The sequence below is a fragment of the Vibrio tubiashii ATCC 19109 genome, from assembly GCF_000772105.1.
GTDB classification, from domain to species: Bacteria; Pseudomonadota; Gammaproteobacteria; order Enterobacterales; family Vibrionaceae; genus Vibrio; species Vibrio tubiashii.
The window spans coordinates 1,336,877-1,363,296 of the sequence record NZ_CP009355.1 but is presented as its reverse complement, the minus strand read 5'-3'; the positions used below and the strand labels follow the sequence as shown (position 1 = coordinate 1,363,296).

General features: G+C 43.8%; 23 protein-coding genes. 11 read left to right on the top strand and 12 right to left on the bottom strand.

The genetic code is table 11. The annotated features are described in order from the left end of the window. Nucleotides 1-185 precede the first annotated feature (185 nt). A complete protein-coding gene (locus IX91_RS21315) occupies nucleotides 186-938 on the bottom strand; it encodes a hypothetical protein (RefSeq protein WP_004744599.1) in 753 nt (250 codons plus the stop codon). A gap of 169 nt (nucleotides 939-1,107) precedes the next feature. On the opposite strand from IX91_RS21315, the gene IX91_RS21310 reads away from it, so the two are divergent. Continuing rightward, entirely contained in the window at nucleotides 1,108-2,184 is a 1,077-nt protein-coding gene (locus IX91_RS21310; RefSeq protein ID WP_004744600.1) for a hypothetical protein, read from the top strand. A gap of 97 nt (nucleotides 2,185-2,281) precedes the next feature. Beyond that, complete coding sequence (locus IX91_RS21305) at nucleotides 2,282-5,350, top strand: efflux RND transporter permease subunit (RefSeq protein WP_004744601.1); 3,069 nt, start codon at nucleotides 2,282-2,284, stop codon at nucleotides 5,348-5,350. A gap of 49 nt (nucleotides 5,351-5,399) precedes the next feature. On the opposite strand, the gene IX91_RS21300 is transcribed toward IX91_RS21305, so the two are convergent. Then, the gene (locus IX91_RS21300) at nucleotides 5,400-6,269 is read right to left on the bottom strand and encodes a LysR family transcriptional regulator (protein ID WP_004744602.1); all 870 of its coding nucleotides are present in this window, start codon (nucleotides 6,267-6,269) and stop codon (nucleotides 5,400-5,402) included. 133 nt (nucleotides 6,270-6,402) lie between these two features. Between IX91_RS21300 and IX91_RS21295 the strand changes: the two genes are divergently transcribed. After that, nucleotides 6,403-7,473 carry a linear amide C-N hydrolase gene (locus tag IX91_RS21295; RefSeq protein ID WP_004749663.1) on the top strand — a complete coding sequence of 357 codons (1,071 nt, stop codon included), beginning with the start codon at nucleotides 6,403-6,405 and terminating at the stop codon, nucleotides 7,471-7,473. Between the two features lie 295 nt (nucleotides 7,474-7,768). Here IX91_RS21295 and IX91_RS21290 read toward each other — a convergent pair whose 3' ends face one another. From IX91_RS21290 to IX91_RS21280, 3 genes are all read right to left on the bottom strand, one after another. Beyond that, nucleotides 7,769-9,064 (bottom strand): MipA/OmpV family protein, encoded by a 1,296-nt coding sequence (locus tag IX91_RS21290; protein ID WP_004745069.1) that lies wholly within the window; start codon nucleotides 9,062-9,064, stop codon nucleotides 7,769-7,771. Between the two features lie 164 nt (nucleotides 9,065-9,228). Further along, entirely contained in the window at nucleotides 9,229-9,606 is a 378-nt protein-coding gene (locus IX91_RS21285; protein WP_004745070.1) for a hypothetical protein, read from the bottom strand. Between the two features lie 110 nt (nucleotides 9,607-9,716). Continuing rightward, nucleotides 9,717-10,136 carry a helix-turn-helix domain-containing protein gene (locus tag IX91_RS21280; protein ID WP_004745071.1) on the bottom strand — a complete coding sequence of 140 codons (420 nt, stop codon included), beginning with the start codon at nucleotides 10,134-10,136 and terminating at the stop codon, nucleotides 9,717-9,719. Between the two features lie 158 nt (nucleotides 10,137-10,294). Here IX91_RS21280 and IX91_RS21275 point away from each other — a divergent pair, with 158 nt between their 5' ends. Both IX91_RS21275 and IX91_RS21270 read left to right on the top strand, forming a co-directional pair. Then, nucleotides 10,295-11,605: a serine hydrolase domain-containing protein gene (locus IX91_RS21275; protein ID WP_004745072.1), complete on the top strand. Its 1,311-nt coding sequence runs from the start codon at nucleotides 10,295-10,297 to the stop codon at nucleotides 11,603-11,605. 165 nt (nucleotides 11,606-11,770) lie between these two features. Next, a complete protein-coding gene (locus IX91_RS21270; RefSeq protein ID WP_236642926.1) occupies nucleotides 11,771-12,346 on the top strand; it encodes an acyloxyacyl hydrolase in 576 nt (191 codons plus the stop codon). A gap of 113 nt (nucleotides 12,347-12,459) precedes the next feature. On the opposite strand, the gene IX91_RS21265 is transcribed toward IX91_RS21270, so the two are convergent. The 3 genes from IX91_RS21265 to IX91_RS21255 all read right to left on the bottom strand — a co-directional run bounded on the left by IX91_RS21265 (nucleotide 12,460) and on the right by IX91_RS21255 (nucleotide 15,248). Beyond that, entirely contained in the window at nucleotides 12,460-12,912 is a 453-nt protein-coding gene (locus IX91_RS21265; RefSeq protein ID WP_004745074.1) for a PACE efflux transporter, read from the bottom strand. Nucleotides 12,913-13,103: 191 nt separating this feature from the next. After that, nucleotides 13,104-14,201, bottom strand: a complete 1,098-nt coding sequence (locus IX91_RS21260) for a linear amide C-N hydrolase (protein WP_004745076.1) — start codon at nucleotides 14,199-14,201, stop codon at nucleotides 13,104-13,106. A 165-nt stretch (nucleotides 14,202-14,366) separates the two neighbouring features. Further along, nucleotides 14,367-15,248 (bottom strand): LysR family transcriptional regulator, encoded by an 882-nt coding sequence (locus IX91_RS21255; RefSeq protein ID WP_004745078.1) that lies wholly within the window; start codon nucleotides 15,246-15,248, stop codon nucleotides 14,367-14,369. Between the two features lie 297 nt (nucleotides 15,249-15,545). On the opposite strand from IX91_RS21255, the gene IX91_RS21250 reads away from it, so the two are divergent. Next, complete coding sequence (locus IX91_RS21250) at nucleotides 15,546-16,421, top strand: LysR family transcriptional regulator (RefSeq protein ID WP_004745079.1); 876 nt, start codon at nucleotides 15,546-15,548, stop codon at nucleotides 16,419-16,421. Between the two features lie 133 nt (nucleotides 16,422-16,554). Here the strand turns inward: IX91_RS21250 and IX91_RS21245 are convergent, their stop codons facing one another. Continuing rightward, on the bottom strand, nucleotides 16,555-17,874 hold the full coding sequence (locus IX91_RS21245; RefSeq protein ID WP_004745080.1) for a serine hydrolase domain-containing protein: 1,320 nt from the start codon (nucleotides 17,872-17,874) through the stop codon (nucleotides 16,555-16,557). A 433-nt stretch (nucleotides 17,875-18,307) separates the two neighbouring features. Beyond that, entirely contained in the window at nucleotides 18,308-18,727 is a 420-nt protein-coding gene (locus IX91_RS21240) for a hypothetical protein (RefSeq protein ID WP_004745081.1), read from the bottom strand. A 244-nt stretch (nucleotides 18,728-18,971) separates the two neighbouring features. Here IX91_RS21240 and IX91_RS21235 point away from each other — a divergent pair, with 244 nt between their 5' ends. The 5 genes from IX91_RS21235 (at nucleotide 18,972) to IX91_RS21215 (ending at nucleotide 24,731) form a co-directional block, all read left to right on the top strand. Next, on the top strand, nucleotides 18,972-19,544 hold the full coding sequence (locus IX91_RS21235) for a porin family protein (RefSeq protein ID WP_004745082.1): 573 nt from the start codon (nucleotides 18,972-18,974) through the stop codon (nucleotides 19,542-19,544). Between the two features lie 361 nt (nucleotides 19,545-19,905). Then, nucleotides 19,906-21,186, top strand: a complete 1,281-nt coding sequence (locus IX91_RS21230) for a phosphatase PAP2 family protein (protein ID WP_004745083.1) — start codon at nucleotides 19,906-19,908, stop codon at nucleotides 21,184-21,186. Between the two features lie 15 nt (nucleotides 21,187-21,201). Further along, on the top strand, nucleotides 21,202-22,506 hold the full coding sequence (locus IX91_RS21225) for a phosphatase PAP2 family protein (protein WP_004745084.1): 1,305 nt from the start codon (nucleotides 21,202-21,204) through the stop codon (nucleotides 22,504-22,506). 97 nt (nucleotides 22,507-22,603) lie between these two features. Next, complete coding sequence (locus tag IX91_RS21220) at nucleotides 22,604-23,767, top strand: BamA/TamA family outer membrane protein (RefSeq protein ID WP_236642925.1); 1,164 nt, start codon at nucleotides 22,604-22,606, stop codon at nucleotides 23,765-23,767. 238 nt (nucleotides 23,768-24,005) lie between these two features. After that, nucleotides 24,006-24,731, top strand: coding sequence for a hypothetical protein (locus tag IX91_RS21215; protein ID WP_004745086.1), 726 nt, complete (start codon nucleotides 24,006-24,008; stop codon nucleotides 24,729-24,731). A 141-nt stretch (nucleotides 24,732-24,872) separates the two neighbouring features. On the opposite strand, the gene IX91_RS21210 is transcribed toward IX91_RS21215, so the two are convergent. Both IX91_RS21210 and IX91_RS21205 read right to left on the bottom strand, forming a co-directional pair. Continuing rightward, nucleotides 24,873-26,045, bottom strand: a complete 1,173-nt coding sequence (locus tag IX91_RS21210; protein WP_038197793.1) for an alpha/beta hydrolase — start codon at nucleotides 26,043-26,045, stop codon at nucleotides 24,873-24,875. Nucleotides 26,046-26,067: 22 nt separating this feature from the next. Next, nucleotides 26,068-26,274, bottom strand: a complete 207-nt coding sequence (locus tag IX91_RS21205) for a hypothetical protein (protein WP_004745088.1) — start codon at nucleotides 26,272-26,274, stop codon at nucleotides 26,068-26,070. Between the last annotated feature and the right edge of the window lie 146 nt (nucleotides 26,275-26,420).

Genomic DNA, 26,420 nt, shown 5'->3' with positions numbered 1-26,420 from the left:
TCTATTCAAGCTATTCAACCTCAGCCTTAAAGTACTGCTTTATGCTTTAAATACTAGCTTATTTTGATTTATATAATTAGAGTCAAACTTTATAAGTGATAACAATACGATAACTTTTGTTGTTGTGAAATCAATTTGTTAAACAAAGGGCTATCCTTAGCCATTGTATGATTCGAGTGAGGAACTTAGAACTTGTAGACGTAACGTAGTTTTACGGTTGATTCTGTACCAGCGACATAGCCCGCTATCGGGTCACCTTCACCAACAAAGCGCGTTTTCATTCCGGTGCTTCTATTGTTAACGGCAAACCGCTCATGGACTAACATCAGTTTGTGGTCCCCAGAGCCTGTAATATCTAAGCCTACATTGAAGTCTAGCTTTAGCGTGCCACCATTTTCATCCGATAGCCATCCTGCATACTGAGGGTGGAATCCGAAGCTAAGACGGTCAGTTACTCGGTAATCCATCTTAGTATTTAGTTGAAAACCTTGGTCTTCGACTCTACTACCTGTGGTGGCAGACTTGTTTGAGAGATAAGCAATAGCTGGGTTAACTCTTAAACAGAAGTTATCCCAGCAATCTTTGTAGGCATAACCAATGGAACCGATAGACGGACCTGCACCAAGAAAGTCACCCTTGATGAGATCAAGTGATAGGCCATGGTGATCATTCCAGTAGCCATAACTCCAATTTCTGGCGACAGTGATTTTTCCATCTTTGTTCCATTTCGCAGCGGTAATATTGTCGACCGTGAGACCGCCGAGATCCAATCCTGCCCCCTGCAATATTGTTTCAGTCTGGAATGTGTCATGTTTGGAATCCGAACGGACGGTTTTCGCGCCTTCGATGCCAAGAATGCCAAACCACGCTGCATTAGCGCTCGGTATTACTATCATTAGGCTGGTTGCTAGCCACCTTAGCTTTTTGCTGTGCTTCATGGGGTTACCTTTGTGTTGGTGAGGGTTCTTTTCTAAACCCGATCTTGAAGCACGCTGTCAGTATGTAGAAATGAGTAGCTATTAGGTTATTAGATAGATGATTAACTTTGTTACGAACGGAATTCGAATCGTGTATTGTTAAAGAAATGTTTATTTTAGAAGGGGCGCTATGCCGTATTGGTTATCTGCAAGTTTTAAGCTTGCCATTGCTGCGAGCGTTTTTTCGATCCTCCCTTCTTACCTTAATGCTATCGCCCAGCATTTTGCACTCTCTTCTAAACTCGTCAATGCATTAGCCACCGTTGAGTTGATGGGCTTCGCGGTCGCATGTGGATTGAACGTTCTACTATTGAGGAAGGGCGTAGCGTTTAATGACCGCATAGTGTTGTGCTTACTCTGTTTCTGCAATTTAGCTAGCGCCTATATCACGGCTTTACCTCTGTTCTTCCTAGTTCGTGGCCTTGCGGGTATTTGCGCTGGTCTCGTTATTGTTAGGTGTTATGAAGTACTCAGCGCCGATAAACACCCAGATGCAGCGTTTGGTAGAGCAATAGCTATTCAGATGACGGCGACAGCGGGAATGTTTTTATTGTTGCCGTTTTTAATTGAGGGTACCGATTCCAGTGTGATGTTTATAGCCCTAGGCGCCTTGGTTGGTTTGACGTCCCTACAGAGCTCGTTACCTAGCTTCTCGGCTGGCGAAGAACAGAAAGATATCGATGTTGACTACAATACGGTTTTTATTAGCTTGAGTGCGATAGCCATGGTGATTCTTACTCACTCTGCAGTATGGTCAACGCTCGGTTCCGCCGCATCAAAACACCACATCACCCTAGATGAACAGGGGCTACTCTTTTCTGTCGGAACCCTGTTTAGTATTGGGGGAGCGATGCTGGCAACATTAGCTCCTGTTTATTCGCGTAAAAAATGGATTTTGCCTTTCGCCATTGGATTACAATGTTTGGTGGTTTCCTTAATGCTCACGGGGCAGGAACGTTACATTTTCACTATCGCTACCTTCTTTTTCCAGTTGCTTTGGAACTTGATCGTCCCTCTTGTGATGGGAACTATTGTGAGTGGAAAAAATGGTGGGGTAGTGGTGCGTTATACGCTAGCAGCTCAAACTTTTGGTGCGGCATTAGGCCCGATGATTCTTGTGCCTGGGTGGGTCTTGCCTGAAATGCTCATTGCGTTGCTTATCACTTATCTATTGGTTTCTTCTTCTATGGTGTTGAATAAAGCTTAACTTTGACCTATCGGAATTGTTAATAGTACCTAAATCGTATTATTGCTTGCCATCGCTTAACGTTGCAGTACTAACTATCGATAGCGAGGGGTTCCAAATGTTTAAGTTCTTTATTCGAAGACCAAAACTTGCCATTGTCATCTCCATATTCATCTCTATAGCCGGCATTGTGTCTGCGTATCTCTCTCCTATGGGGAGATACCCAGATGTTGCGCCGCTGACTATAGCCGTTGATACCTGGATGGATGGGGCGACAGCAGAAGTACTCACCAAGACAGTCGCACCTGAAATAGAAAAGCAGGTAAATGGTGTAGCTGGTATGCAGTACATGAAGTCCACTTCTAGTGCCGATGGCACCTATTCTTTGGAGATTGTGTTTGAGAATGGCACCGATGCTGATAACGCGGTGACGTTAGTGCAGAACAGGGTGAATCTCGCGTTACCGGAGTTGCCTGGTGATGTCATGCGCAATGGTGTGAAAGTAGAAAAGCTGTCGAACGGCATGCTGATTGGTCTTTCTATCCAAGATCCTAAAGGACAAGCCACCGATACAGAGATCAGTTCATTCGCGGGCGGTGAGTTTAAAGAGGCGCTGCAACGTATCTCTGGTGTGTCGAAAATCGATGTTTTGGGTGAGAAAAAATACGCGATGCGTATATGGTTAGACCCCAATAAAATGCGCCAGTTTTCTGTTGATGTTGATGCTATTCAGCAAGCTATCGCAACTCAAAACAAGATCAGCCCAGCGGGTTCGTTAGTGGGTGACTTGCTTGAGTATCCCTTAACTGTCGATGGCGGCCTTACCACTCAAGAGCAGTTTGAGAATATCGTTGTGCGTGGTAGCGCTCTTCAGAGAAAAGTGTTCCTTAAAGATGTCGCGAAAATTGAGTTAGGCGCAGAGGTATACACCGCAAATGCTTACTCTGGAGTCAATGACGGTTCGGTGGTATTTATCTACAAAACGCCAGATGCCAATGCTGTTGAGGTTGGCTCAGCAGTAGCAGACCTATTGAAAGAGCTACCAACCGAGTATCAAATTGAGTATGTCTATGACGCGACGAGCTTTGTTCACGGTGCGATCGATAACGTATTAGAAACCTTGTTGCTTGCCGTTTTGATTGTGGGCTCGGTGACACTCATCTTCATGCAGTCGCTACGTTTAACCATGATTACGGTCACTGCCATTCCTGTTTCTCTTATTGGTACCTTCACTTTCATGTACGCTTTGGGTATCGACATTAACATCATCTCTATGTTGGGCTTGGTCATGGCCATCGGTATTGTGGTAGATGCTGCCATCATTGTGATTGAAGCGGCAGAACATGAGTTCCATAACAACCCTAACATCGCGGTAAAAGAGGCGGTTGAACTGGCTCTTGATAAAGTGGTCGCTCCGATCATCGCATCTGCTTTGGTACTTCTTTCTGTGTTTGCTCCTACGATCTTTATGAGTGGCATGACAGGTATTATCTACAGTGAGTTTGGCATCGTGCTGAGTGTTTCAGTGCTAGTGTCAACGGTTGTTGCTCTGAGTCTAACTCCGGCTTTGTGTGCTCTATTTATGAAACCACCGAAGAAAGGCAAATTGGCTCAAAGCGTCGAGAAGATGATCGGCTACAAGATTTCTTCATTCACATTCTTAACCAAATGCTTTGTTCGCTTCCCTCTTATCTCTTTACTCCTATTGGGCGGTGGCGTTTGGTTGGCTGTTGAGCAGGGGCAAGAACTACCTCAAGGTATGTTGCCAGCAGAAGATACCAGTGCCGTGTTTGTTGTGGGTGGGTTCGAGCCGGGTACCGCACTCAAAGTGACAGATCGTTATACCCTAGCTGCTGTTGAGGAGCTACAAAAGATCGATGGTGTGAAAAACTCTATCGCAGCTTCTGGCTTCAACCTTCTCAATGGTAACGCAGATATGAGCAGCTTCTTGATTCTGCTAAACCTAGATTCGATTGATGAGCGTGAACTCTCTGATGAAGAGATCACCAACAAAGCCAATGAAGTGCTTCAAGAGATGGAGATTGAGGGCTTTGCATTCAAGCCGCCAGTGATCCCTGAACTTGGTATGGTCGATGGTGTGAACTTTGTTCTGGTTGACCAAAAAGGGCGTTCTCCTGAAGAGTTGAACCAAGACACTCAAGCGATTTTATCAAAGTTGAATGAGATGGAATCGGTATCCGTTGCGATGACACAGTTCGCGGTGAACAAGCCGTCTATCAAGCTAAACATTGACCGTAAGCGTATGTTGGAATATGGCATTAGCTACGCAGATTTAGTTGATGGTATGCAAGCTCACTTTGGCGGTCAGTATGTGAATACGTTCAACCTTAACGGTAGAAACTACAAGGTGATGATGCAAAACAGCCCAGAGCATAGATTGAATGAAAAAGCATTGAACAATGTCTACATCAATTATGGAAATGGTCAGAGTCGTCCTGCCAATGAGCTGTTCTCTATTGAAGAAGTGAAGGTACCGAACTTTATCAACCGATACAACGCGATGCAGTCGGTATCGATTGATGTTCTACCATCAAGCTCAACGGGTGCAGTTATCGCGGATTTGCAAGCTCTCGATCTTCCAGAAGGTTACTCCATTGAGTTCACTGGTACTGCCAAAGAGGAGATTGAGGCCGGCAGCCAAGCGGTGGTTATCCTCGCTCTAGCATTGTTGATTACATATTTAGTACTGGCCGGACAATATGAGAGCTGGTTAATACCGGCAGCGATCATGGCAATGGTTCCAACAGCGGTGATTGGCATTATTGGAGGAGTATCATTGCTTGGCGCTGAGGTGACGATATTTACTCAACTCTCAGCCGTGCTACTGGTTGGTATGGCGGTTCGAAATGCAATCTTGATTGTCGAGTACGCCAAAGAGTTGCGTGAAGTTCAAGGCTTACCATTGAAGACCGCAGCCGTTGAAGCAATGCGCTTACGTGCAAGAGCAGTATTTATGACAGCGTTCTCTTTTGCGGTAGGTTTGGTTCCATTGATGATGGCCGACGCGATTGGTAGCGGTGCACAACAAGCACTCGGCTGGGCATCGTTTGGCGGTATTGTTACCGCGACTTTCCTCGGTTGTATTGCTGCATGTATCTTCTTCGTGGTGTTCCAATCGATTCGAGAGCGTTTTAAATCACCAAAGCTAGAGGCATGCCCACAGTAGTATCCACTAGCAAAAACAAAACAAACGCCGCCTGATATTCAGGCGGCGTTTATTTATCTACTATTTGCCCAAATTCTTTGAAAAAGCGCTTTCCAACCGGATCGAGTGTTGAATCGGTTAGCTTAATTTGATTGGTATACCACAGAGCCGGTTTTTGCTCTGCTAATTCCAGCTGCTTTACTCTTTTCTCTTGAATGGCTTTCTGTGCAAGATATTCAGGCACAATGGCGTACCCGATGCCTTTTTCCACAAGATCAATCATTTGACGACCATCGTTGCATTCTAATGTTCGATAACTCACAATATGCGCATCTTCCATACCGAGCTCAGTAAAGAAGCTATAGCACAACTGTAATTCACTACGCAGTGCAGTTAGAGAAGTATAGGTGTCTGAATCCCAACTCAGAGGAACAATGACAGCAATTTTAAAGCTGTACGCCCGTTGAACATCTAACCCTGCAAGGTTAGTGTGGGTTGCGAGTGAAATCCCGAAGTCTGCTCGTCCACTCAATACCCACGTTCGCACTTGTAACGTGTCTCCACTGAGTAGTCTTATTTTAACGCTCGGATACTGCGCGCTAACGGTTTGAATACTTTGAAGCACCTTATCGTCTGCTACACTGTTATCTATTGCTAGGGTCAACTTACCTTTAATTCCTTGCTGTAAAGAATCTGCTTTACTTTGGAACATATCTGCTTCACGCAGTACCGCTTTAGCTTCGTTATAGAGCTCTTGCCCTTTATCTGTAATAACCAATGAGCGAGGTAGGCGTTCGAACAAATCAAAGCCAACGATATCTTCTAATGTTGCCACTAATGTGCTGATGGTTGAGCTATGTTTACCAAGAGCCCTCGCTGCAGGCTTAAATCCATTATGTTCTACCGTCGCGACAAAAGCTTCAAGTTGGTCAAGAGTCATGCTAGCCTCATCTTTTACTAAGGGTGGAGTATTTCCACCCTTAGTATGGTGGATAGGCAACTATCATGTTAGCCAAAATAACCTCATCGACACACATGGTGTCTAAGCAAACAAGACTTGATGAGGGTTCACTATGAAAAACTTTAAACTGAATAAAATCGCTGCTATTGCAATCACTGCTGCTTCAATCGCAACTATTTCGGGCGTTGCAAATGCCTGCTCTCGCTTGACTCTAGATACACCCCATGGTGTTTCAACGGTTCGCTCTTTAGATTGGGGAGATCAGTTGGGCAACGTGGCTCAAGTGAACCCAGTAGACGTTAAAAACACATCAGAAACGCCAAGCTACAAGAATGCAATGAGCTGGACAACGAAATACCATGCGATTTCTCAGATGGAGTGGGATGTGTTCCATGGTGTTGCATCAGATGCAATTAACTCAGAAGGTCTAGCAGCATCGTTACTGTACATGGCGGATTCAAAAGAGTTCATTAAAGACTACAAAGATACTGGCGCACCGGCTGTGAGCTTCTTAGATGTGATTCGTTACATCACGGAAACATACTCTACAACGGAAGAGGCGGTTGAAGCATTTCACAACAATGAGTGGCAAATCGCTTGGGCTGACGGTCTTCACGGTGCTCTACACGGCCTACACATCTCTATTCAAGATAAAGCCGGTGATATTGCACTTCTGCAACTGAACGAAGGCGGCAAGATGGTTGTGCACCGTGGTGATACATCAAGTGACCTGCGTGTGATGGCGAATGCTCCTCTTCAGCAAGACCACAGAGAATACGTCGCTAAAGTAGACCTTAGTGACTTGAAAGCGAAAGATATTCCAAGCTCTATTAGCTCTGCTGACCGTAACCTTCGTGGCTTATTTAATACACAACACGTTACGTTTAAAGAAGATGCATCATGGGCTCAAACGCGAGGCAAATTACTGAGCACATACAACGCCGGAAACTTGGTACCACAAGACCTTATTGACCCAGTAAATGGTGAGACATACGCAACTTGGACACAGTTTACTTACAACCACGACAATGGGGATTTCTTGTTCAGTAACTACGATACTCGCACACAAATCGGTTACAACTTTGCCGATACGTTAGAGTTTACGACTCCGATGTGCGCAGACGTTGTTGAGCAAGCAAATAATGGTGAACGAGAAGTGACTTGGGGTAAATGTGAGAGCTAATTGGTTTAAGTCCAAGTCATCTAGTTGCAATAATTCAGCCTAGCTAGTTAGCTAGGCTGAATGTTTTTATGGGGGAGTTCGTGCAGGCCGTTCAACCTGATTTTTGACAACAGCTTCTTAGCGCTATTAATTTATTTTTTAGGGCTCAGAACTGAAAGATATGCGTTACGCCAACGAGGATGTTTGGTTTCGTTTGTGTTGGTAGAGCTTGCCGAGTGGGTTCCTGTGGCAGTCTAGCTATTGACTGATTTTGTATGTCAACGACCTTTTCGGGTTACTGCGCAGGCACTATAACTCAGAAATGGAATTGTAAATACAAGCTATTATAGTTGCTGCCACCGGTAATCCTGCCAAACTGAGATGCCGTCCCAAAAATGGCACTTCTGTGATGAAGTGAGTATCCAAACCAGGCATCTTTTAATTGTTTGCTGTTGAACAAATCACCTAAGTTCAAGTCATATGACAGATCGATATAGTTCATCAGATGACTCACTTCTTTATTCTTCCTACTCATTTCTGCATGTTCTATATAAGGCACTTTGTCAACATACGATAATCCATTGCCAGCTCCTAATCTCATACGGACGGAGTGGTTTAGGGTATAATACGCTTTTATCAGAGTGACAATTTCAGTAGAGCTTTCTTGTACACTTGAGCTCCAGTGATGGGCAACACCAGGGCTTATATAAACATCAATTGGATAGTCAAAAAGGTTGTCCGTTAGATGGTGACCATAAAAAATCGAAGTTAGCTGATTGTTGTTTTCATCCGGTTTAACGTTTAAGGTTACGATATTTGACATATCAGAAGGTGTAGCAAAACCTTGAGCGACTCTTATATACGACTTACTATTGCTGCGCTTCAATTGGTTATTTTTCTGCTTATTAAATTCAAAAATACCAAACCCCACATAGAATTCGGTTTCTGATTCTGAATTGATTGGCGTCGATTTACGAACAGTCTTATCTAAAACTCGATGATTAAGGCTGCCGAGCAAATAGAGATATTTACTCATTCGGTATTGGGACGTGAAACCGAATGAGTAGTCGTGACTTGAGCTAAGATTGCTAAGGCCTGCCCCATAATATGAGCTATTGAACTGACTATCTTTAAATCGAATAGATAGATATGGCTCTACTTCTAGTCTGTCAAATCTATAGTTTTTTTCCAATGCTAAGTTAGTGTGTTTGTTATTTTCGATGTCGTTTAACACATCAACTTTTAGCTTGATATGATTGTCAAAGTTGTAAATGCCTTGTATGCCATAATCTAAACTCACACCACCTAAGTAGTTTTGGTAGTCATGAGGGATGTCAATATGTCGTAATTTAGAAATTGCATTTAATCGCACTTTGTTGGAGTGCTCCAGTAGCTTTAGCTGTATCTCTTGTCCTGTGAAGTTTATGTGGTCATTTTCGAAGTACATCAACGGAATAAAAGTACTGACGCTGTCATTCTCTTGTTGGGTATCGAACGGGATATCGGCTGTTCTAACGGCAGCCGCTACTCCCCAGTTATGCTCACTGGAAGAATATGAAGGCTTTGCAAGAATGAGTAGACAGAATAAGGAAATGTTCAATATTGGTTTCATAGAGTGCTACTTTAAGTGGTGTACCCATTGAATAGGCAATGAGAGCCTTGGGTTTGAAGATCTAACTTATTGTCTGTGATTAAATAGGGGCCTGCAGTTTCACCCCAAAATAGGCTCAAGTTTTCGTGAGGCTCTAGATAGTATTTAAAAATAGTAACCAGGTATTATTTGGAATTGTTTACGACAACTTTGCGCTTAATGACCGCAGTGAACCGATTGTCAGTGGAATTGGACGATACTAATATCCAACCTTGGCTATTCATATAATTGAGAGCATCCATTGGAGAGTTGAAAGAAATGGTATTTCCTTCTTCATCTCTCAGTAAGTCTTTATTTTTAATGCCGATTTCAAGTGCTTGACCAAAATCCACTTCCACTTTCCATTGAGTAAGACTGAGCATTTTTCCTGAAGCGATGACCATCGCATATTGCTCAGTTTGGTTTGCTCTAGACGTCGGTTCTGGCGATTTAGCAGCCAATACGGTCGAGCAGATGGCAAATGTCAGTAAAGGGGTTAGAAAAACTTTATGAATGGCTTTCATGGTTGCCTCCAGTAATCTCTGCTCAAAGTGAGCGCGTATGAGGCTTAGAATACTAGAGCGATTTTCCATTTTTCGGAAAAGAGTAGGGCGGGTTGTACGAATCGTGGATGTTAGTTTTGGTTACTTAGGGCGTCATCGCGCTTTTTCATAGACGCATAAAAGTTAGATAGAAACTCAATGTCCTCTTTAGGAGCCGCTAGCATAAGATCGAGAAACTTTAGCGTACTAGCAGAAACCGGAAGCTGGCCACCATGTAAGCGCTCTAACTGAGTCATCGGGAATAGTTGCAGTATGCTAACATCGAGCGCTTTGGCAATTCGGAAAAAGTCTAAAATGGTGAAATGACTTCTTGCTTCTCGATCCATCTTCTCATATAACGCCGAACGACCAATATTTGCCTTTTTAGCTAGTGAGTTCTTAGATAGCCCTTCTTGAACCATTAGCGCTTCAATTCGCTCGATGACCATTTTACGGAATATCGTCTCTTCAACGCCGAAAAATTCGAACCCTTCTGTTTCTATTTCAGCCATTGCCACTGTCCATTTTATGGAATTGATGACCTGATTGTATCTGAATATCGGAAATTTGAAATGATAATTTAATAGCCAGACACAGAAATGCGAATCGTAGCAAGATATACGTCGCATCAGTAGTGTAGACAAACAGATTAATTTTCGGAGAGAACATTATGAAAAAGACAGTATTAGCGGTGGCACTAGCATTGACTTGTAGCCTTTCTGTGAACGCAGATGACTTAGGCCCAGATTCGGTAGCAGGTCCACTACTGAATGCACCAGCTTCTCAGCCAGTACTTAATTACGATGCTGAGTCAATTACCACAGCACAGTGGGATAGCCCAGAGAACAGACATTATACTTACGCGAACTTTGATAAGGTGCACCCTTATCCAGCGTACATCAGTAAAGGTCTTGGTGCGCCTGTGCCGCTAGAGACAGTTGAAAATGGCGAAGAGCTACTTAAAGACTTCCGTATCAAGCCGTGGAGTGATTTACCAGAGCTTAACCTTTCTGATTATATGTACCACACACGAGCTGATGCGCTATTAGTCATGAAAGGTGGCAAGATTGTTTTTGAAGCCTATCCACGTCAATTAGGTCCAGACGATCAACATACTATGATGAGCTCGAGTAAAACCATGGTTGCTATGGTGATCATGAACCTAATCGACGAAGGTAAGTTGAAACTCAAAACCAAGATCAAAGACATTATTCCTGAATTAGGCAGTGCGTTTGATGGTGTGACTGTTCACCAAGCCTTAAATATGGATGTCCCAATGCACTTTAGCGAAGACTATCAAGACCCTAACTCAGAAGGTCAGCGTATTTTCGTTGCAGAATGTTGGGGTGAGGGTTGTGAAAAAGATCTACGTGGTGCGCGCGGATTCCTAGCTGACTTGAAATCTGATGACCCGCATAACAACCCACGCAATATGACGCACTACAATTCGGCGGTGACTTCCGTACTGGGTTGGGTTGTTGAAGAAGTCACCGGTATGAACTACAACTCAGCGGTGAGTTATTATCTATACAAGCATGTTGGTGCTGAGCACAACGGTATTGGTTTGAATGACCAGACCGGCTTTGGCCACGCTTCGGGTTACCTTGCTTTTACTGCTCGAGATGCAGCGAAGATTTACTCAACAATTGGCAATGATGGTGTCGCGATTAACGGTAACCGAATTCTTCCAAAAGGCTATGTCGCTAATGTTGTTGACGGTGACTCAGAAGCAACGAACTACCAGTTTGGCACTGAGTCTGAATGGAAGTACAGCCACCAGATGGTGTTCAATGGTAAAGGTGGTTTCGCACACATGGGTTATGGCGGCCAGATCTTCTACAGCAACAAGGACACAGGTGTCACCATTATCCAAATGTCCTCAATTGATACAGAAGGTGGAGCAGTGACTCAGAACCACGCACACGCCCTGTTAGACATGGTAGACAAGATCAACGACCTGCTGAAAAACGAAAAAGTATAAATCTCTCTAAGCAAATCCCCCTTTAAGTGAATCATATTCTGGATTCGTTCGGAGGGGGAACCACCTCCTTTTTGAACCCCTGTAATACCTTAGCTTATGGCTTTCAGGTCAGTTTCTATCGCCTGAAGAATGTGTGCGGGTTCGAGAATCAATGTTAAGGAACTTATGATGACAACTCTTAAAGAGTACACTTATTATGCCATGTCGGTATTACTGTTTTGTATCTTCGCATCAAAAGTTAATGCATCAGATGAAATACGCCAGTTGAATATAGGGATTGGCCACGGACCTCAAGCGGGAAAATACGTTGATGTCCAAAAGAACAGCAACTTCGACATCAACTACACATTCCATTCTAAACAGTTCGAATCTAACCCAAATGTAGAGTTTCGAATGGGCGTGGGTTACACCTACCTGACGACCAACATTGAGCAAAACAGCGAGCTGCATGTTGTGACGGTTTTGCCGAGTATTCGCTATAACTTAGAACCAAATGAGAACTTTCAAGCCTACATTGGTGTTGCTGCAGGCCCCTCTCTGATGACAGGAAATCAGCTAGGTTATCAAGAGCAAGGCTCGCATTTCCTGTTTAATGACTACATTACTATTGGCGCTTACATTGGTGAGAACAAGGATTGGGAAGTAAGTTGGTCTTGGCGTCATCTATCGAATGCGGATATGTTTTTGCCTAATCCAGGTATCGATGTGCCATTCAGTTTCAGCTTGGGTAAGAGGTTTTAAGCAAGGTGGTTTCTATACTTGGGGAATTGAGGTTAGTTGGTAGAGGTGCAAGCGAATCGTGTAGAAAAAATGGCAGACCAAGTCTGCCATTTTTAAAACTACTCTACTTGTTTTTAGACCGATGTTTTTTCTACTGAAAATGGCACTGGAAACATCCGGTCATAAGCCAAGTTAAACCCCCAAGCGTAGAACAGGGCGTAAACGACAAATCCGATATCGGTCAAGAACGCTTGCCATAACGTCAGGTTAAGTGCGAATGCAATAATAGGTACTGTGACGAAAAGTAAACCTGCTTCAAAAAGCAGAGTGTGTACAACACGTTGTTGAGTACTTTTGATTGCATGGCCCTGGTACTTAACCAAGTATGAATCGAACAAGTAGTTGTAAATTGCGTTCCAAACCATAGCGAGAATTGATAAGGCTAAGGCTGTACCACCGATTGTCGTAGCACTACTGTCGAATACCAGAGTAGAAATAGAGGTGATGGTCATGAGCAAGCCTAGCTCGAAAAATAGAGCGTGACGCACCCGGTCTGCGGTGGTTCGTGTGGATTGTATGTTACTCATTATGGAAATTCCGTCGCATTAAATACTTTATGCAACCATTATCACCTCGAGCGTTTTTGTTGGGTAACTAGGAACGATTAACAAATTCGATATATCCAGAAAGACTAAAAGAGCCTGCGGATATAGCTAAAAAAGCAGTGCCGCTCTTTATGGGAAACGGCACTGCGGTCGAGGTAAACGATATACTGAATCTAGTTACATTGAGCGAAGCTTGGAACGTATTCACCTGCGGCGGATTGTTGCGTTAAGTTCGCACAGCTGATTTCTGTCATACCTTTAGTATCGTTAATGTTGAACTTGATATGTGCTCCATCGTATAGGTTGTCATGAACCACGTCGCCTGTATTTAGGTTGTACTGAGTGGCGAAGAATGTTGGGAATAAGCCGAAGCTTTCTCCTGATTCTCTTGGGTCCTGCGTTACCTGAATATCCAGTGGGATAGCCACAGCACTGTTAAATGCGAGACGTTGTGCTGCCATAGCTTGGTTGTAGTTTAGCCCTTCAAATGACTGGTTCTCAGCATGGTGTAGGCCTCGGACATAACGGTTAAGCGATGAGTAATCAGCAGGCATATTGTTTGCTGTATTGTCGACATCTACCTGTTTTTTGTACTCAATATGCTCTTGGTATAGCGGCTCGTTAGTCACAAATCGAAGATCATCGTTTGCACTACCGCGCCATACTTTTATTTCTCCACCTTCATTAAGTTGAATTAGCGCTACATTGCCATCACTATCGCGTAGATTAAAGTGTGGAGGCACTAGGTGTTCCGCATCCATTCCCGCCATAAGAGGGTCGCTGAATGCTGGTTGCCATTCACCCTTTTCTAAGCCTTTGATGGCTTCATCTACGTTTGCGTAATTTGATGCGATGAACACAGTAAGCATGCCTAAGTTAACGGCTGGCGCACCATCATCACTGTTTTTGTGTTGCTTCAAGAATGCACCACTGTCCTCTTGATATTGACCATGTACGTTGAGACCTTGGTCATTGGCAGAGTCATACGCTGTGCCGTGGAAAATGTTGTCATCAGTGAGTGAAACCACATGGTACTTAGTTTTCCATTGTGCTGCGTTTTTGTAAGACGGAGTGTCAGCTTGTAGTTCTGAGCCTACAGGAAATACTTTAGCAATGGCCTCGACTTTTTGGTCTTGATCCCAGTCCATTGAGCGCATAACCAAAGTACCGTGTTCTGTCATTGCTGATACGCTTGAACATGCTGTTGCTGTGTTGACTACGCTGACTGTTGCCATTGCTGCGATTGCTGTTGCGATGATTGATTTTTTCATAATGGATACCTTTTGTGGTTGCGCTTGGTAGAGCGTTACGAGTTAGTAGCCCTACCTTTGCTTGTGCTATCTCGTTTCGTTGAATACATAATAAGAAAAATATTCAGAACGTGAGTACAAGAAGCTTAAAGGTAACCTTTAAGGTTGTATGAGTAGGAAAATTGTTTATAAATCAACAAATTGCTCTATAAACCATCGGCCGGCTGGCCCAAGTGAGGGAGTCCATGATATCTCCATTGGCCAACGTGTTTGTTGGTCGTCAAAATCCATGCGAAGCTCTTTTAGAGAACCTGCCTCTATGAAAGGTTCTGCCAGAGGGCGAGGGAACATCGCAAAGCCAGTTCCACTGAGCAGCAGAGCTTGAAGGTGATAAAAGCGCGAACAATACAATGGGTTTGGGCTAAATCTCAGTGACTCAATAAGGTGCTCGTCAGCATAGCTGCTGACAGCGGGAATCAACTGCTTGTGAGAGAGCAAATCGTGCTGTGACAACTCCCCCCTTATTTTTGACAAAGGATGACTAGGGGAAGCCACATATAACCATTCAAGTTGCCCAATGACATGGGACTCATAGCCAGGGCGTTGCTTTAGTTGAGTTGGAGAGATAATGATGTCAGCCGAATTTGTGTCATCTGGCGACAACTCCTCGGTCTCTTCAACGTCTATCAGGTTAACGGAAAGCTCGGGATACTCTAGAGAGAGAGCGTTGATGGCCTGGATGTACTCGGGAAAAAAAGTAAAGCCAAACAGCGCAATATCAAGCTTATCTTCAATGCCATTACTGTAAGCTTGGGCTCGTTTCTCCATTGCTTGTAACCTTGGTGCGACTTCTAAAGCTTGCAAATACATGGCGCGGCCAACTTCAGTTAACGATGGAGATTGTCCGGCGACTCGATTAAATAGCCTGATATCGAGATCAATCTCCATGTTTTGAATCACTTGTGCTACCGCAGAAGCGCTCACCCCAAGTTTTCGGCCTGCTGCGGAGAAAGAACCCTGCTCAGTTACCGCGATAAGATATAGCAATCGCTCAGGCGTAATTAACATTTTGCTTCCCAATATTGTCTTGAACCTACAGTGTAGAAATAAAATACAAAAATGTAAGCTCAACTTTAAGGGTGGAGGTGAAAAATGTAGATGGACTTCAATGTAAAAACGTTAGCGAACTAGGTACAGGTTTGAGTTGCTAAAACTATGTTTGAATTGCGAATATGTGCTGTCGCTGATTGATCCGTTAATGACTTATATCTATCAGTGGCAAGGTCTACTTTTACATCGTGTGTTTTGCTTTTGTTGCGATTTGGTTTAGATTGATAAGTATTAATAAAGCTAATAGGTAGACGAATGATAAACCTAGAATATTTAGCCGCGTTTGTCGCTGCGGCAGAGAAAGGGTCGTTTTCAGCTGCAGGTCGCCATATTGGCAAAAGCCAAAGTACAGTCAGCGTGAGTATTAACAACCTTGAACTCGATCTTGGTATTACGCTTTTCGATAGATCTGGGAAATACCCAGTTTTGACTTCAGAAGGTGAGCACCTCTATCAACAAGCTAAGGTGTTGATGAGACAAGCTGAACGAATTCAACATTACAGTTCTGAAGTTCGAGATGAAGTGGAAAACCATATTACTATAGGTATTGACCCTCTTGTCCCGTTTGCCTTAATTGAAACTGCATTAGAAAAGTTCGCGCGTAAGTACCCTTTTACTCAAGTTCAGATTGTCAAAGAGAAACACGACCAGCTATTTGAAAAGTTAGGTAATGATGAACTCGATTTTGCTCTCAACATGGCAGCGCAAGCAATTCCAGAATATTTTGAGTTTGCATGTGTCCTTCAAGTAGCGTGGATATGCGTATGCAGCCCTGATAGCGAATTTGCAGATCTAGAGGTGGTGAACAACGACCTTCTGACAACTGAGAGGCAGATTCATTGTACCAGCATGCACGAACATCCAATTCTAGGTCCGGTTAGTACGCTTTCTCAGTCAGTCTGGCTAGTTCATGATCAAGACGACATGATTCGAATGGTAGAGCAAGACATCGGTTGGGCGATTTTACCAAAGGTAATGTTAGAAGAGCGAGTAGCGCTGGGGACCTTAGTAGAGTTTAAGCCTGATTACATGAAGGCCGATCAATATTATGGTGTCGACCTCTTGTGGAAAGATGGAGCTAAATTGGGCCCTGCCTGCAAGTATTTTAGGGAGTTGCTGTTTGTAGAGTAGCTAGGTGATGACTGAGAAGAGAAAAGGCTGTTTTTCGTAGAGAGCGTCCTAAACTCTGTGCAATGTTCTCATGTTACGGATTTAAACTAGCTTCCCCCAACTAAGTTGGGAGAAGCTAAATTAGCGTAGAGAGTTATTTACTTACGTGTTTGACGATAGCGTCAAGACCGTTTAAATCATACAGCTCTTGTGCAGCGGTAACTGAATCTGGCGCTGAAGACTGCTTAACAATCGCCACATCACGGTCACGGTCGATGTAGATCCACTGGCCGTGGATACCGATAGCCATAAACGCTTCTGCTCCTGGAGTATGTTTCACCCACCATTGACCACGGTAACTCCATTCGCCTGCCGGCATGTTGTCACTAGCATCTGGGCCATTGCCGAAAGCTTTCCGGTCACCGCCCGCAGACAACTGATCAACAACAGCCTTAGGCACAACTTGTTCACCATTAAACACACCATCATTCAGCATCATAGTGGCAAACTTCGCTAGGTTATCGGGAGTTGCATTTAGACCACCGCCTGCAACCAAGGTCGCGTTGTCGTCTAGTAGTACGTAAGTCTCTCCTGAAGTGCCAAGTTTTGACCATAGCTGTTCTTGCATAGCGTCTTGGAAGGTTTCGCCATTTGCGCGGTTTGTAATCCAGTTCACTACATCCGTCTTAGGAGTTTGATAGTGGAATATTTCACCATGCTTATGCTCTTTGTCTATTTGCAGTGTCTGAAGGTAGCCATATAGATTTGTCGGATAATTTACATCCGCAAGTTTCTCAGTCCAACCTAGAACAGCACCGTAGGTACGAATACCTGATTTAGGGTCGTCATAGACTTCAGAGAAATCCATAGAGTTTGTCATATCAAGTACTTGTTGAACGGTCGCACCATCAAAAGCGGTCGCGCCTTTTAGTTCTGGTACGTAATCAGTGATTGGAGCATGCTCATTCACTTTACCGGCATCAATAGCCATAAGCGCCATTAAGCCGCCAAACGATTTTGTCACGCTCATCATTTGGTGTGGCGTGTCTTTAGTCATACCGTTTCGGTAATCTTCATAGACAACTTTGTCGCCTTTGATTACGACGATGGAATCGCCCCAAGTTTCAGTCATAAATTCGTCGAAGGTGCGCATGTCGCCAGCGCCATTATCTACCTTGATGTTCTTTATGCTCTTGTCGATTTTGCGCTCTAAATCTATTGCTTGTTCCGCAGGTTCAATGTCTGCCGTAGGGTAGAACATACGCATGTTTTGGTATGCCCAACGGTTGTATGGCGGAGTTTGTAAGGCGTTAGCTTTGGTAACCTGCTTGTCTGGGTCTACAACTAATCCTTCCATAATACCCAGCTCAGCCGCTGTTTTGTATCTGTCTGCTCCATCAAGATCAAATGTCGCGGATGCACCGAAAGAAGCAAGAGCTGTCGCGATTGTCATTGCCAATAATTGTTTTTTCATGATGTTAACCTCGTTGTTGTGCGTTTTGATTCAATTGCGATTTACTTGATACAGCATGGGCAAATGATTGAACTAAGCGGTTAGCTTGTCTTAACTGTTGGATTCATTTTCGCAGAGCTGAAAAATCATGCTTATAAGATCCTTAAGTCATTACTTTAAGGTTGATACGGCTGTTCAGTGTTTGGGTAAGTGTCATCAGTTGAAGGGCTACTACGTATGACGTGAGCTCAAGATAAGAGCAGGTAAAAGTCGATTAAACAACATCATTGACGGTAAGGCTTGCTGAGAAGCATCAGAGGAAGTGAATGTGGGGAATTGGTGACTAGGCTAGAATATGTTGGATTACGGTCTGTTATTTCAAATGGTATTTAGCAAAAACTCACAAGTGCATCGTGAGTTTTTTACCTGAAGTTCAATTCTTTGCTTTATCTATTTAACTCAAGTGCTTTCTATATAGCGTATTAGTGCTAAAAGCATAGAGATACGCCAAAACACTAAATCCAAAACTGGCAATAATGTGTTGTGGCACTTTGAGTGGAATCAAGGTGTAGAAGATTGGCAAACTGATGCCAGTTAAACACACAAGATAACAGCTAGTGTACAAAGCCCTGTAATTTTTAGATCTAATATTAATACTATCGAATCGTTTTAAAAATAGGTTGAAAAGGTTTGAAAATACACTATTCCAAATTATGGCGATAAGCAGTAGTGCAATGATTTTTCCATCAAAGCCGAACAACTCATGCCAATGCTTTATAAAAGCTGGAGATATAACAAGTAAAATGCCTAATTCATAAGCCAATGCGAATCTACATCGCTGAATTAATGGGTACTTCTGCGTAACTGACATCATGATCAACTCCTCGGATTTAATGTGATTATCAGAGGTGGCCTTCCCGATGTGTAATTAGAATCCATTCATTATTTAGATGGTTCGTCTCCATTTTATAACTAGCCATTAAATCCACGTTATGTATCGGATATTTGCATACGACCTATTTTCCCAGTTTTATTCAATATGTGTAGATTTCACCTCGCGCCAGAGGAACTGGCGAAAGAAATAAGGAGGTTTGTTTTAAATATTCGAGGTAATCAACATGAAAAAATTAATTTTAGCTTCTACATTAGCTGTTATTTCTGCATCTTCTTTCGCGGCGTCTGATCACGCTGGTTTTCGCGTAGGTGGTGGTCTAGGTACAGATGTTGGTAAGTACCAACTAAAACAAGGCAAAGTCGAAGCTGACCCATCGGTAGTTATCGATGCAGGCTATGACTTTAACGAGATCTTTGCTCTTAACGTTAGAGGTGCAGCGACGGGTTTCAAAGACTATCACAACAGCAAAGGCGGCAATAAAGCTGGCACTGCTTATGAGCTAGCTGTTGAGGCAGAAGCAGGCTACACGTTTGATTTAAACTCAGGCGCTTCAATTAAACCATATGCTGCATTTGGTGCTGTTCGTTACGACAGTAAGGCAAGCAAAGTATTCTTCAACGAAGAAAAAGTTGTTAAAGGTCGTGGAGCGCTGGGTGCTCGCATGGTTTTGGACAATGGTGTTTATATTGACGGTCGTATCCAAGCAACTGATTCAACCGACAAAGACATAAAGTTCAAAGGCAAGGGAAGCGATATGCTGACTCAAGGCTTAGTGACGGTCGGTTACAAGTTCTAGTTTTCGAACACGCGAGGTGATCCTTGTGATTACCTCGCCTCGCCCCCGCAAGGGGGCTTTTTTGTTTCTGCCGTTTGATAGTTTTCAATTACTCAAATTCAAAAACGCATGATCTATTCATTGATCTACGGTTGTTGCCTTATAGGTACATCACCACCTATCACTATTCTCGATAGAACCTAATTCCAAGAATGTTCATCCTGAGCGTATAAATACAACCATTAATTATACAAATGAAAGCGAGAAAACTATTCACCAAGGGCGGTGGCTTTTGTTACCTGACAATTTTTACGTTTTTAGGTTAACAAAGATTGTGAATACGGAGTGTTGAGTTTGATCGAGCTAGATAAAGGTTGCTCAAATGAAAAAATCAATTGTATCGATGGCTGTGGGACTCTGTCTCTGCTCTTCCCTAAGTTACGCGGGAAATGCGATTACCGATAACGTTAACGATGATCATGTCGTTGCCGGTGACTATATTCAGGTTGCGTTGCCTTTAACCGGGTTATTTGCAGCTTGGCTCCACGATGACGCTGAAGGCGCTAAACAGCTGACATATTCTTTGGCTACCACAGTGGGGATCGTTCAAGCAGGAAAGTATGCCATTGGTCGTGTTCGGCCAAATGCATCGAACTATGCCTCGTTTCCTTCTGGTCACACGGCTGCCGCTTTCTCTGGAGCTGCATTCTTGCAATCTCGTTATGGTGCTAAGTGGGGCATTCCTGCTTATCTGGCGGCTAGTTACGTGGGTGCAAGCCGAATTCATGGCAACCGACACTATGCTGACGATGTCGTCGCTGGTGCAGGTATCGCATTTCTTACCAATCAGTTTTTCGTTTCTGAATATACGCCTGAAGGTGTCAATCTAGGGGTTGCGCCACTAAAAGACGGCATGATGCTTAATTTTAGTCTGACTAACGACGCTTTAAATTACGATTCGAAACGACAACGATCTAAGCTGAATACACAAAAGGTAAGACGTCACTCTTTTACTCTAGATATTGGTTTTAACCTTCATGACTCTATCGGAGACATTGGGGCGAGTTCTGCACTGAAAGGCTCGAGCCAAGTAGACGAGCATCAACCATTTTCAAATGCGACCTATGCCTATCAGTTGGATAAAACATCCGCGATTGAAGTCCAGCTGTCGCCCAATGAAACGCGCCGATATGGATTGGCAACTAATGACTTTATGTTGGGCGACAAAGCCTACAGCAAAGATGACAGCCTATTGGTGGCTTTGCGTCAGTGGAGTATCGGTGCCTCTTACTTAAAATCATACCAACTTATTGAAAACGTAGATTTTACTGCTGGTGTTGGGCTACATGCATACTATGTCGAGCTAGAGGTTGATCGTGTTAATGGCGGTGCTCATAGTTCGTTGAGCTCTACTCCCATCCTCCCTTCCGTTACTGCAAAACTTGAATATCAGTTGAGCCAAAACTGGTCTGCTCATGCTCGAGTAGACTATCAAGCGCTTGATAAAGATAAGGTATTTTCGTCTGAAGGTGGAGTCACTTATCAAGTCAATCCCGAGTGGGATATTGACCTGAAATATTCTCACACGAACAACCGATGGAACAGTTCAGCTGCACAGTATCGTTCTGACTCGGTGGTTTTCGCTGTTACTAATCACTTCTAAATCTAGGTAAGAGTTATGAAACGAACACTATTAGCTGGGGCGATAGTAAGCAGCCTACTAGCATCTACAATGAGTTTTGCGCAGGACTATAACGCGATTAACCAATCTATCAACGATGAGTATGTAGAGGCTGGGGATGACTTAGTTATTGCAATACCAGCCGCAGGATTTCTGGCTTCATGGATTAATGATGATTGGGAGGGAGCGAAGCAGTTGACGCTCTCTTTGATTGCTGCGCAAACCATTACCGAAGTCACCAAACAAACTGTCGGGCGTTTTAGACCTAACTCAGATCTTGCGGGTGCAAGTTATAAGTCATTTCCTTCTGGGCATGCCGCAGGCGCTTTCTCAGGAGCAGCGTATCTGCAAACTCGATATGGGGCTGCGTGGGGACTACCTGCCTATGCCGGAGCAACATTTGTAGCGGCCAGCCGTGTTCATGGAAATCGTCACTATGCGGATGATGTACTAGCAGGTGCGAGTATCGCATTCCTAGTGAATCAATATTTTGTCTCGCCGTATGCGAATGAAGGTGTTGCGTTTAATGTTGCACCTAACAGAGACGGGGGAATGGTTTTCGGTCTGTCTATTTCTAATCAAGCTCTTGCCTATGATCAGGGTCGGGAGCGTGGAAATGGGGAGCTAAAAAGGCGCAACCGCCATCGCTTCCAACTTGATGTGGGATTTAACACATTGGATTCCGTTGCACATATTGATGCCGACGGACAACTAGACAACTCACAACTCGTAGATGGTCATCAACCTTTCTCAGCGGTTCACTATGAATACCAAATCGATGAACAGAGCTCACTAGAAGTGCAGTTTATGCCTAATGAGACGCGTCGATATGGGGTTGCCAACAATAACCTGTCAATCGGCAATACAACCTATAACGATGGCACTGACGTATACATGGCGTTTAAACAGTGGAGCCTCGGTGCGACATATCTTAAGCATTACCAGGTGAATGAGGACTTAAAACTCTCAGGCGGATTAGGTATGTATGGTCACTTGATCGAGATTGAAGCCGACCATCTGCGTGGTGGGAATTATGCCAAAGAAAAAGGTTATGAACTCATGCCAGCAGTCTCAGCGAAAGCACAATACCACTTGGTTGGTGGGTTATCTGCGCTTGCCTCGGCGCAATATCAATTGGCTGGTGGCAATAACATTACTACAACCGAAGCTGGGCTTTCTTATGCGGTAAATCCTGACTGGGAGTTTGGTATCAAGTATACAACGTCACGTAGCCACTGGCGTAGTGTTGATACCAAGTACTACACCGATGCGGTTGTACTGAGTTTTGCTAATCGATTTTGATCTAAGCAAACAATAAAAATACTTGGTACAGAGGGTGCTGAGCGAAATAAATAATCTGTACATAAGGAGCGTGTACGAACCGACATATAGGTTACACATGAAAACCAAAAAACAAGCCGCATTTAATGTCAGCCGCACATTGCTGCTCACCGCTACGATATGCAGTACATACATGGCCAATGCTTCGATAATGGATCAGTTTACCGATCCTCAAGATGGAAGAATTGACGCTAGCCAGTTTATTCTAGACAACTCAACAGGGTTTCTACCTATCCCTATGATGATTACTGATCCCGCAGTGGGTGTAGGTGGCGGTGGTGCTCTGCTGTTTTTCCATGAATCTGAGGAAAGAAAGCAGAAAAGGGAAGCGGGGGAAGAAGTAGCAGATACACCATCAAGTGTTTCTGGATTGGTTGGTTTAGCGACTGACAACGGAACAAAGCTGTATGGAGGTTTCCACTCAGGAAACTGGTTAAATGACCGAGTGCGTTATCTTGGCGGTCTTTTCAAAGCAGATGTGAACCTTAACTACAATTTTATGGACGATGTAAAAGTACAAGTTAACTCAGATGCCGTGTACTTTTTTCAGGACATTGATGTTCGATTGGGACAGAGTGATTTCTTCTTAGGTGGAACGTATACGTATATGCAGACGAACAATTCACTGCCGCAAATGAATGCTGTGGTCGGGGATAGTTTTGCTCATTCAATTCGAGACCAAGATTTAGCACTCAAGCTTACTTACGACAGTCGTAATAATCATTTGGCACCAACACAAGGTACCAAGGCTGGCGTTAAGGTGAATTTCCATGATGTCGATTTCGGTATGGGGCAACCAAGCTCAAAAGACCACTATACCAAGTATCACACATATCTACATCGCTATGACAGGCTCTCAGAACGTTGGGGCTTAGCGCTTAGGGGCGATGTTAAAAGGGTTGAAGGTGATTACACCTTCTATGCTCGCCCGTATGTGGATATGCGAGGAATTGCCGCTATGTCGATTCAAGGAAGTAATACTGCGTTAACAGAAGTTGAGATTGGTTATGATCTTGATGACCGTTGGACCTTGATTGGTTTCACTGGTGTTGGAACCGCTTATGAAGATAATGAAGGCCTATCTAGGGCCAAATGGCATAGTACAGGTGGAGCAGGATTTAGGTATCTTATTGCACGTCAGTTAGGGCTGACAACTGGCGTCGATGTGGCAGTTGGACCGCAAGAAGAAACGGTTCACGTCCAGTTTGGTGGGTCATGGTAAACTTCATTAAATCAACGCTTAGAAAGGATGCTAAGCGTTTTTTTGTATCTTAGTTATTTCTAGCCGTAACTCTGTTATATCTCTTATCTCGATAGTTAATACGAAAATCCACTCGAAATTCACCTTTAAGTAGCTAATTTTGGTTCTATCTATCGAAAATATTAATGGTTACTAATTTAAGTTTATTGAAAGCTAGGTAGATAATTATCCCAACTTAAACACAAACGGGGATAGACCCATGAAAAAATCACTATTAGCTATACTACTTGCTGGCGTTAGTTTAGGAGCACTCGCCAATGAAACACCTGCTCAGGAAGAGATAAACTATGGTGATCCAACAGCTAGCTTCTCTACGGTTGGTATCAGCGGCTCACAAGACAAAGGTCAATTGAACATGATGTATGGCGCAGGCGCTAACATCTTCCAACTTGACCTAGGCTTTGACAATACCAAAAACGCATTAGGTCAACGCCCATCGTCAAAAGACGCATTTAACTACCGTGGTCGCTACTTCCATGTTACCGATGGTCTTGGTTACTCTGTAGACGTATTGGGTGGTGCTAACAATACAACAGTACTTGGTGGTGCAATTTATAAGTTCCAAGTCACTGATAATGTAATGGTATTCCCAATGCTATCAGCGGGTTATGCCACTTCAAAAGATGGCAAGAATGCGCCAGCTTACGCAAAAGACAGCGCTCTAGCACAAGCGGGTGTATACGCGATGTACGGCTTTGATGATGGACACTGGCTATATGCTAACCCGAAATCGACTTACCACGCAGAAAGCCGAGATTTCACCAATCAAATCGAAGTAGGTGGTGGTTTAATGGTCGCAGATCGAATGTCTGTTGGTTTCAAAGTAGAACATACGGCTGAGATCAAGAAGAGCAGCCACAACCATCGTAGCGTAGATCAAAAAGCGGATACGGTTACATGGTTACAAGCTAACTACTACTTCTAGTCCATTGTTCATATCTTATAGTCCAGCAAAGCTCGTGCATTAGTCACGAGCTTTGTGGTTTATGAGTTCTGCGAACTTATAGGCTGCGGATTACCAACGATCGCTAGAAGGGCAATCATAGGATGGAGAAAGTAAAAGTGCTCATGATGAAGGAGAACTCATTACTTTATCCATAATTCTCATACTCTGTTCGAAATAGGGGTTGTAAGTGAGTCGAGCGTGAATTTTGTTCGGCTCTGTATATCCCCAAGCGGAATACCAGACGTTCTCACCGTTGTGACATTGAGCTTCTTTCTCTTCACCTTGACCATTGCTACAGATGATATTGTTGCCATTTACACCATAACTCGGGTTTTGTGGCGAGAAGAGCAGTCCCATATGCGAGCCATTTGAAATACGCTGTTTTGGCAGATGCATTGATAACTGAGTTGAACGAGGATCGGAAATCTTACTTTCGCCCTGCCAGACGATGTGTCCTTTAGGATTCGGCATTTTTTGGCTGAAAGTATCGATGGCAAATTGAGTACTAACGACTTTATCGCCCTCACTCATCATCATAAATACTGGCTTCAGATACTCTTTAGTAGACAGTTGCTCGCGCACCTCAGAGGAGGTTTGGTAATAAACTGCAGCTGCACTCATAGGCAGAGAGTTATATCTGAGCGGATTGTCTTCGGGATCTTGGTCTGCCCACGTTATGAAATAGCTCGCCAGTTCGGCATACTTGACGGAATCAGAGTAAGGTTGCAGCGCAGGGGAGAAAAGTAGCAAACCGTTGACAGTCTCATCGTTTAACGCTTCGGCGGTCACTAGATTCGCACCCGTAGAATAACCTCCCAGCCATATTGAGCTGGTGTCTTTCTTTAGTAATGCAATGTGATGACTGACGACACCTTGCCAGTCTTCTAGTGTCGGGAGTTGAAGATCGCCAACTTTACTCGCATGCCCAGGAAGTAAGATAGTTCGCACCAAGTAGCCTTGCTTGGCAAGATGGGTGGCAACGTCAGTGAAAGAGTAGGGAGAGTCACCTAAACCGTGTACCAGCAATACACCCTGACCGTTGGGGGCTTCTGGTCGGTACTCTTTGGGTAGCACCATGTTAAGTTCGGTGGATTTATCTTCTGTCATGAACAGACGGTTGTGTTCAAGCCACTGTTTAGTTTCTGCCACATACTGTTCAAAACTACTTTGAGAATAGCTAGGTAGGTGCTGAGCTTTATCAAACGCTGGGTCTTGAGTCTGGGTTGTACAGCCAACCATGACAGCTGTTGCTGCGGCTGCCAAGTAAAATGCTAAAGCTGTCTTTTTACGCATCATATATTCTAGTTTTTCCTTCTTATTTTGATACGTCTTCATATTCTCCCTCTAGTACCGAGCGATCATTTTGCTGCGAAGAAGCAGAGCGATTCATCTTAAGAGATTTCTCAATCTTTTTACCTGTGATGACCGCTGCAATGGTCAATGGAATCACCATGATCAAGCTAAATAGAAGGGTGAATACACCAATAAACAATGCCAGAAAACCAGAAATGACTCTATTCATAATTTTTACCTCTCGATGACATAATACCAATCAGAATAAATATTTGGTCATCCTTGCTGGCTAAAATCGCTGATAGCTGCGTTATAGATTTTGAAGGTAGGGCAACTAGCTAGCTGCAATCTATGCCTTGCTCTAAGCGATTTTTC

Bases quoted from the DNA above. Each gene is read 5' to 3' on its own strand.
- IX91_RS21225 (WP_004745084.1), top strand. From the start codon at position 21,202: ATGAAACGAACACTATTAGCTGGGGCGATAGTAAGCAGCCTACTAGCA.
- IX91_RS21300 (WP_004744602.1), bottom strand. From the start codon at position 6,269: ATGACTCTTGACCAACTTGAAGCTTTTGTCGCGACGGTAGAACATAAT.
- IX91_RS21265 (WP_004745074.1), bottom strand. From the start codon at position 12,912: ATGAGTAACATACAATCCACACGAACCACCGCAGACCGGGTGCGTCAC.
- IX91_RS21240 (WP_004745081.1), bottom strand. From the start codon at position 18,727: ATGATGTCAGTTACGCAGAAGTACCCATTAATTCAGCGATGTAGATTC.
- IX91_RS21310 (WP_004744600.1), top strand. From the start codon at position 1,108: ATGCCGTATTGGTTATCTGCAAGTTTTAAGCTTGCCATTGCTGCGAGC.
- IX91_RS21285 (WP_004745070.1), bottom strand. From the start codon at position 9,606: ATGAAAGCCATTCATAAAGTTTTTCTAACCCCTTTACTGACATTTGCC.
- IX91_RS21245 (WP_004745080.1), bottom strand. From the start codon at position 17,874: ATGAAAAAACAATTATTGGCAATGACAATCGCGACAGCTCTTGCTTCT.
- IX91_RS21305 (WP_004744601.1), top strand. From the start codon at position 2,282: ATGTTTAAGTTCTTTATTCGAAGACCAAAACTTGCCATTGTCATCTCC.
- IX91_RS21315 (WP_004744599.1), bottom strand. From the start codon at position 938: ATGAAGCACAGCAAAAAGCTAAGGTGGCTAGCAACCAGCCTAATGATA.
- IX91_RS21290 (WP_004745069.1), bottom strand. From the start codon at position 9,064: ATGAAACCAATATTGAACATTTCCTTATTCTGTCTACTCATTCTTGCA.
- IX91_RS21255 (WP_004745078.1), bottom strand. From the start codon at position 15,248: ATGTTAATTACGCCTGAGCGATTGCTATATCTTATCGCGGTAACTGAG.
- IX91_RS21275 (WP_004745072.1), top strand. From the start codon at position 10,295: ATGAAAAAGACAGTATTAGCGGTGGCACTAGCATTGACTTGTAGCCTT.
- IX91_RS21230 (WP_004745083.1), top strand. From the start codon at position 19,906: ATGAAAAAATCAATTGTATCGATGGCTGTGGGACTCTGTCTCTGCTCT.
- IX91_RS21235 (WP_004745082.1), top strand. From the start codon at position 18,972: ATGAAAAAATTAATTTTAGCTTCTACATTAGCTGTTATTTCTGCATCT.
- IX91_RS21270 (WP_236642926.1), top strand. From the start codon at position 11,771: ATGATGACAACTCTTAAAGAGTACACTTATTATGCCATGTCGGTATTA.
- IX91_RS21295 (WP_004749663.1), top strand. From the start codon at position 6,403: ATGAAAAACTTTAAACTGAATAAAATCGCTGCTATTGCAATCACTGCT.
- IX91_RS21210 (WP_038197793.1), bottom strand. From the start codon at position 26,045: ATGCGTAAAAAGACAGCTTTAGCATTTTACTTGGCAGCCGCAGCAACA.
- IX91_RS21205 (WP_004745088.1), bottom strand. From the start codon at position 26,274: ATGAATAGAGTCATTTCTGGTTTTCTGGCATTGTTTATTGGTGTATTC.
- IX91_RS21250 (WP_004745079.1), top strand. From the start codon at position 15,546: ATGATAAACCTAGAATATTTAGCCGCGTTTGTCGCTGCGGCAGAGAAA.
- IX91_RS21215 (WP_004745086.1), top strand. From the start codon at position 24,006: ATGAAAAAATCACTATTAGCTATACTACTTGCTGGCGTTAGTTTAGGA.
- IX91_RS21220 (WP_236642925.1), top strand. From the start codon at position 22,604: ATGAAAACCAAAAAACAAGCCGCATTTAATGTCAGCCGCACATTGCTG.
- IX91_RS21280 (WP_004745071.1), bottom strand. From the start codon at position 10,136: ATGGCTGAAATAGAAACAGAAGGGTTCGAATTTTTCGGCGTTGAAGAG.
- IX91_RS21260 (WP_004745076.1), bottom strand. From the start codon at position 14,201: ATGAAAAAATCAATCATCGCAACAGCAATCGCAGCAATGGCAACAGTC.